General features: G+C 55.6%; 6 protein-coding genes and 1 tRNA gene. 5 read left to right on the top strand and 2 right to left on the bottom strand.

The window, feature by feature from the left end:
• Positions 1–4 precede the first annotated feature (4 nt).
• Positions 5–80: transfer RNA gene (locus C4N24_RS13905), tRNA-Lys, on the top strand.
• Positions 81–379: 299 nt separating this feature from the next.
• Here the strand turns inward: C4N24_RS13905 and C4N24_RS13900 are convergent.
• On the bottom strand, positions 380–1,216 hold the full coding sequence (locus C4N24_RS13900; RefSeq protein WP_112091901.1) for a hypothetical protein: 837 nt from the start codon (positions 1,214–1,216) through the stop codon (positions 380–382).
• 428 nt (positions 1,217–1,644) lie between these two features.
• Between C4N24_RS13900 and C4N24_RS13895 the strand changes: the two genes are divergently transcribed.
• From C4N24_RS13895 to C4N24_RS13885, 3 genes are read left to right on the top strand one after another with little or no spacing between them, the layout of a single operon-like run.
• Positions 1,645–2,328: a class I SAM-dependent methyltransferase gene (locus tag C4N24_RS13895; protein ID WP_112091900.1), complete on the top strand. Its 684-nt coding sequence runs from the start codon at positions 1,645–1,647 to the stop codon at positions 2,326–2,328.
• Between the two features lie 19 nt (positions 2,329–2,347).
• Positions 2,348–3,190: a class I SAM-dependent methyltransferase gene (locus tag C4N24_RS13890; protein WP_112091899.1), complete on the top strand. Its 843-nt coding sequence runs from the start codon at positions 2,348–2,350 to the stop codon at positions 3,188–3,190.
• Complete coding sequence (locus C4N24_RS13885; protein WP_112091898.1) at positions 3,187–3,819, top strand: L-2-amino-thiazoline-4-carboxylic acid hydrolase; 633 nt, start codon at positions 3,187–3,189, stop codon at positions 3,817–3,819. The genes C4N24_RS13890 and C4N24_RS13885 overlap by 4 nt, the downstream gene beginning before the upstream one ends.
• A gap of 316 nt (positions 3,820–4,135) precedes the next feature.
• Here C4N24_RS13885 and C4N24_RS13880 read toward each other — a convergent pair whose 3' ends face one another.
• Positions 4,136–5,002, bottom strand: a complete 867-nt coding sequence (locus C4N24_RS13880) for a MurR/RpiR family transcriptional regulator (RefSeq protein WP_112091903.1) — start codon at positions 5,000–5,002, stop codon at positions 4,136–4,138.
• A 208-nt stretch (positions 5,003–5,210) separates the two neighbouring features.
• Between C4N24_RS13880 and murQ the strand changes: the two genes are divergently transcribed.
• On the top strand, positions 5,211–6,119 hold the full coding sequence (murQ, locus tag C4N24_RS13875) for an N-acetylmuramic acid 6-phosphate etherase (protein ID WP_112091897.1): 909 nt from the start codon (positions 5,211–5,213) through the stop codon (positions 6,117–6,119).
• The last annotated feature ends 23 nt before the right edge of the window (positions 6,120–6,142 follow it).

Raw genomic sequence — 6,142 nt, 5'->3', positions numbered from 1 at the left:
ATATGCACCTCTAGCTCAGTTGGTAGAGCAACTGACTCTTAATCAGTGGGCCCAGGGTTCGAGTCCCTGGAGGTGCACCAGATATTGAACGTCAAATCGTAAGATTTGGCGTTCTTTCTTTATGTAAGAAAGCGACTGTACACTTTCTGCACACCGTTTGCACATTTGCCCGAATCGGGGGCGTTTCTGTGCAAGGTCTCTCATTGTGGATGACAACGCCGAACTGCTGGCACTGCTGTGTGAGCAGCTGTGCGGCGCAGGCTACTCCGAACGATGTTCCTAGAAACACAAATTGCTACAAAACGGCAAGGCCGCCTGGCAGCAGGCGGCCTTGCCGTTTTGTACTGTATTTCGCTAAATCAGGAAGCTTTCCGCGACCTCACAGCGCCACGTTGACCGGTAGGACATACACACCATCGGCGGCGTAGAAGGTGATCTGAGTAACAGTCTTACCGATGATGGATGCAAAGTAAGGGTCATCGGCATTGAAGCCCAACTTGGTACCATGCCAGATGTTGGTCACATGATGCAGGCCATACTCGGTGCCGTCGGCGGTGGTCAGCACCACGCCGTAGACCTTGTTGGTCTTGTAGTCCAGATCAAAACCGGAGATCTTCATCTCGTAGGTGGTGTGGTGACCGTTGGTGTTCAGTTCCACGGTTGCGCCCTCTACAGTGGTCTCAGTGGCGTGGACCTTGCCAAACTCCCACTTGCCGCTCAGCAGGTTGTACCATGCGGTGATGTAGTAGGCCGGGGTCTCGTTGAGTTTGTAGTAAGCGTAGCTCTCGTTCTCAAACAGAGCATCTGCGCCGGTGTAGGTGGTAGTGGATTCCTTGCCCTTCAGGGTAACAGTAATGTCGTAGTTGTCGGCATCGGTGACCTGCTTTGCGTTCTTTAGTGCCCACGGGGTCAGCACCTTGACCGGGCAAGAAACGCCGGTGATGTCGGTGCCATCGGTGTTGACGTGGTAGGAACCGGCGGCAAGGTTACCTGCACGGGTCTTGTTTTTGGTGGCGCTGGTAACAGCATCGATCTCAGATGCGTTGTCCACACCGGCAGCCTTGTAGAAGTCGGCGTAGGGAATGTTCATCTGGACATAGCTGGAGGACAGGCAGTTCTCCTGCTCCACGCCTTCCGCAGCGAAGGCCGGAACTGCCACGGCACACATCAACATAGCGGCCGCAAGTGCACCTGCAAATACCTTTTTCAATCTCATCGTAACACACCTCTATCTTTATTTCTAAAAACATTTAGTTAGCTTATCCTAACAATGCGCGCAAAGAAAAACTGCGGGAGAAGTATCCCTCAGATAGTTAGGTTAAGCTAATTGACAAAAACTAAAATAGCACGTCAACAGGGCGTTGTCAAGCAGAAACAGACAAGTTTGCAGAGGTGAATTTTTTTGATGCAGGAAACGATTTGCATCTTTCATGCGGCGAGGGGAGACTTCGATAACGAAATCTCTTTCGGAATCTCCGAAAACGCCTAAACATCTTGACAGAGACAACAGCAGGGCGTATTATTTTGGCAGAAGGACCGCTGAGAAGCGGCTTTTTATAGAGCAGAAAGTTAGCTTTATCTAACTATTCGGCGCCCATATCCCGGAGGACGTCTGGAAAAGGCAGAGCGTAAGGAGGACGGATCATGGAACGGAAAGAAGCGATTCGCAGCGCCTATCGGCTGACAGGCGGCAACAATTTTTATGACGGCATGATCACCTGCTCCACCCTGCGCGGAAAAGCGGTGTGCCGTCTGGTGTGGGGTATGAACAAGGCGGAAAACGATGCCTATCTGGAAAAGGCGCTGTCCGGCATCCCGGAGCATTTTTCCGGCAAGCTGCTGGAGGTGCCGGTGGGCACGGGTATTCTGACCATGCCGCTTTACAAGACGCTGCCAAAATCAGATATTACCTGTCTGGATTACTCGGCAGATATGATGGGACAGGCACAGGAAAAGGCAGACCGTCTGCACCTGAAAAATGTGACCTTCCGGCAGGGGGATGTGGGTGCGCTGCCCTTTACGGACGGTGCCTTTGACGTCGTTTTGTCGTTGAACGGCTTTCACGCGTTCCCGGATAAGGAGGCCGCTTACCGGGAGGTCTTTCGGGTCTTGAGACCCGGCGGGATCTTCTGCGGCTGCTTTTATGTAAAGGGCGAACAGAAGCGGACGGATTGGTTTGTCCGGCACGTTTATGAAGGGATGGGGTTCTTTACACCGCCCTATGAGACGGCCTTCCGTTTGAAAAAACGGCTGGAGAAACGGTACGCAACCGTAACACTTGGAACAGTGAAGGGCATGGCATGGTTTGTCTGCCGGAAAGCAGAATAAGGAGAACAGGGAGGAACCTATGAAATACAAAATCGAGAAAAACACCGTGCAGGAGACGCTGATTCTCCCACTGTATTCCCGGAAGCTGTGTACCGAGTTGTATCCGACCCTTTACCGGGACGAGACGGCGGTGCGTCTGATTGATGAAATCGACTACGACTTTTCGCAGGCAGAGAAAAACTCCCGCAGCCTGATGCAGCGTTTCGGTGCGCTGGAGGTGGCCATGCGGCAGAATGACCTTGCGTGGGAGGTGCAGGCATACCTGAAAACGCACCCCGGTGCAGCAGTGGTCAATCTGGGCTGCGGGCTGGACAACACCGGCAAAGCCTGCGACAACGGCAGATGCAAGATCTACAATCTGGACTTCCCGGATGTGATCGCCTTGCGGCAGCAGCTTCTGCCTGCCGGGGAGCGGGAGCAAAACATCCCCTGTGACCTGAAAGACCCCGCATGGTTTGACAAGATCGATGCCTCCGGCGGGGCGGTGTTCTTTGCCTCCGGGGTGTTCTATTACTTTCTGACCCAGCAGGTCAGGGCGCTGGTGCAGGGGATGGCAGACGCGTTTCCCGGTGGAGTGCTGGTGTTCGATGCCGCCAACCGCACGGCGGTGAAGATGATCGCCAAAACGTGGCTCAGGACGGCTAAAATCAAGGATGTAGGGGCGTATTTTGCGGTTTCGGATGCAAAAAGCGAGCTTTCCCCATGGGACAGCCGTTTGCAGGTGTCCAGCAGGGGATATATGTTAGGTTACAGTGACCTGAAAGACCTTTCCGTCAGCGGCTTTTTCCGCTTTCTTGCAAAGGTCGGGGACAACGGAATGAAAATGCAGATCGTGAAGATCGGGTTTGGAGGCAGACAATGAAGTATGCCGGGATGCCCTTTGGAATGTGGATGCTGTTTTCAGGCTCCTTTCAAAAGCAGCTGACCGCTGTGCTGGGCTATGATGCAGCCACCGCAAGAGCCATCACGAAAAAGGCAAAGCCGCAATACCAGCAGATCATTCGCAGGCTGCCGGAGTTTGAAAAGGCCGACCGCTTCAAAATGAATCTGGTCAACTGCGCCATGATCGGGGCGTTCATTCTCTCCATGCCGCAGCGCCCGGAGGTGGACAGGCTGACAGATTATTACGCAAGATCCATGATGACAGCGCCCATGCAGTGGTTCTGCCGCAAGAGCGGAAAAAGCAAATTTACCCCAAAGGATATTGCCACCATGAAAGCTGCCGCTGCTCTGAAAGCTGCCGACCGCAACCCTTACTCGTGGAACATGGAATTTTACGAATACCCGGATGGCAGCGGCTACGAGGGACGCTTTACCAAATGCGGCATCTGTGTGCTGATGAAGGAGTTGGGTCTGTACGACCTGACCCCTGCTTTGTGCCGTCTGGACTACACCATGAGCGAAGCGGGCGGCGTGACCGACTTTGTGCGGCAGTACACCCTTGCCTCCGGTGGACCCTACTGCGACTGCGGGTACAAAAAGAAGGGGTGACGGACGATGTCCGTTATGAGCCAGAGCAGCACGAATAGTGCTATCATGGTCTGGTGCATCGCGGCTGCACACTTTTTGCACCCTATTTGCACGTTTGGCTTTTTGCAGGGCAAGAAAACCGACATGGCAAAACCAACAAAAAGCAAAGCGGAACATTGTAACACTTTACAAAACACAAAACTGCCTGACGAAAAAGTTGCTGCACTTTTCGGATTGAAAGAACCAGCAAAAAACGCTATACTTTCGTCAACGGGAGCAAAGGCGCTTAGCGAGGAAATCGCTAAGCGCCTTTTTTGTACCCTGCGGGGCAGCTTTTTTACGGCTGGGTCAGCACCTCCGGGTCGCCGGGCTTATAGATATGGGTCTTGGTCAGGCGGCGCATGGTGTCCTCGTGGTTGCGGCTGGCGTAGGCGGTGTACAGGATATCCATCACGTTCAGCTGGGAAAGCCGGGAGGACATGGCACCGTTGCGGAACAGGCTCTCGTTGGCAGCCACATATAGCACATGGTCGGCCAGCTGCGCCACCTCGGAGGGGTAGTAGCGGGTCACCGCGATCACCGGTGCGCCGCCCGACTTCATCTCCTTGATGCACTGGATCATCTCCATGGTCTGCCCGGAGTAGGAGAACACGATGCCCACATCCTGCGCGGTGGCGTTGCGCGCCTGCAAAAGCTGCGAGTGGGAGTCCTCGTTGACCACGCAGGGCTTGTCCAGCCGCAGAAATTTCAGATAGGTGTCCTTTGCCACGCACAGCGAGGAGCCAATGCCGAACAACAGCACCGTGCGGGCGTTGGCGATCAACTCCACACACTGCTCCAGCTCGTCCAGCAAAAGCAGCCGCTGGGTGTCCAGCAGGCTCTGGATGTTCTTGTGGGTCACCTTTTCCACGATCTCCTGCAAACTGTCCTGCGGGGTGATGTCCTTTTCCCGGTGGCTGCCGTTCTCGCCAAGGGTGGCAAGCTCCAGCGTCAGGGCGTGGCGCAGCTCCTTGTAGCCCTGAAAGCCGATGACCCGGCAGATGCGCACCACGCTGGAAGGGGAGGAGAAGGAGCGCCGCGCCAGCTCCCGGATGGTGAGGGTGGTGGTCTCGTCCGGGTTTTCCAGAATGAACTGCGCGATCTGCCGCTCGGTGCTGCTGAGGGAGGGCTGCACCTCCCGCAGGCGTAAAAGAACGTTCTGCATATCGATACCTCTGTTGTATTTCAAGATGGATTGAACAAGCTGCACAAAAAAGTCATACTTGTGAGCAAAAATTTCAAAAACAATGCTTGCATAAAACATTGTACCACAAAATAGTCTTTTTGTGGACATTTTGTTTGAAAAAGTTTATACTTTGGTCACAATCACGCCGTAAGGGTGCGGCAGAAAGCGGAAAGTGGAGGTGCAGGAAATGGGATTGAATCTGAGTGGGATGACCACCGAGACCCGCAACCCGCGCACGATGCAGCTGGACCAGATGTCCCCGCTGGAGATCGTGACTGTCATGAACGAGGAGGACGCCCGGGTACCGCTGGCCATTGCCAAGTGCCTGCCGCAGATCGCGCAGGCGGTCACTTGGGCGGCAGAAGCCTTTGAAAAAGGCGGACGGCTGTTCTATATGGGCGCCGGTACCTCCGGCCGCTTGGGCGTGCTGGACGCCGCCGAGTGCCCGCCCACCTTCGGTGTGCCGAAGGAGATGGTGGTGGGGCTGATCGCCGGCGGCAAAAAAGCCTTTATCGAGGCCGTGGAGGGCGCAGAGGACAGCCGGGAGCTGGCTGTTGAGGATCTGAAAGCCCACGGCCTGACCGCAAATGACCTTGTGGTGGGCATTGCCGCCTCCGGCCGCACGCCCTATGTGCTGGGCGGTCTGGACTACGCCAAAAGCGTGGGCTGCCACACTGCCGCCATTGCCTGCAACATCGGCAGCGCCATCGGCAAGGCCGCAGAGCTTGCCATCGAGGTAAATTGCGGCCCCGAGGTGCTGACCGGTTCCACCCGGCTCAAGTCCGGCACGGCGCAGAAACTGATCCTGAACATGATCTCCACCGGCTCTATGGTGCGCACCGGCAAGGCATACCAGAACCTGATGGTGGACGTGCAGCAGACCAACGAAAAGCTGCACACCCGCGCCGAGAATATCGTCATCGACGCCACCGGCGTGGAGCGGGAAAAAGCCCGCGCCGCCATTGATGCAGCGGGCGGCAGCGTAAAGACTGCCATCACCATGCTGCTGGCAGACTGCGATGCCGCAGAAGCCGCCCGGCGGCTGGAACGGGCACACGGCCATGTGCGGGAAGCCATCCGGCTGGAAGTGCTGTAAGGCACATTTTTACACCCAAGTTC

This window comes from Faecalibacterium prausnitzii, assembly GCF_003287405.1.
Taxonomy (GTDB): Bacteria; Bacillota; Clostridia; order Oscillospirales; family Ruminococcaceae; genus Faecalibacterium; species Faecalibacterium intestinale.
Note: the sequence above shows the minus strand (reverse complement) of the source record. Positions and strands in the feature narration are given on the sequence as shown.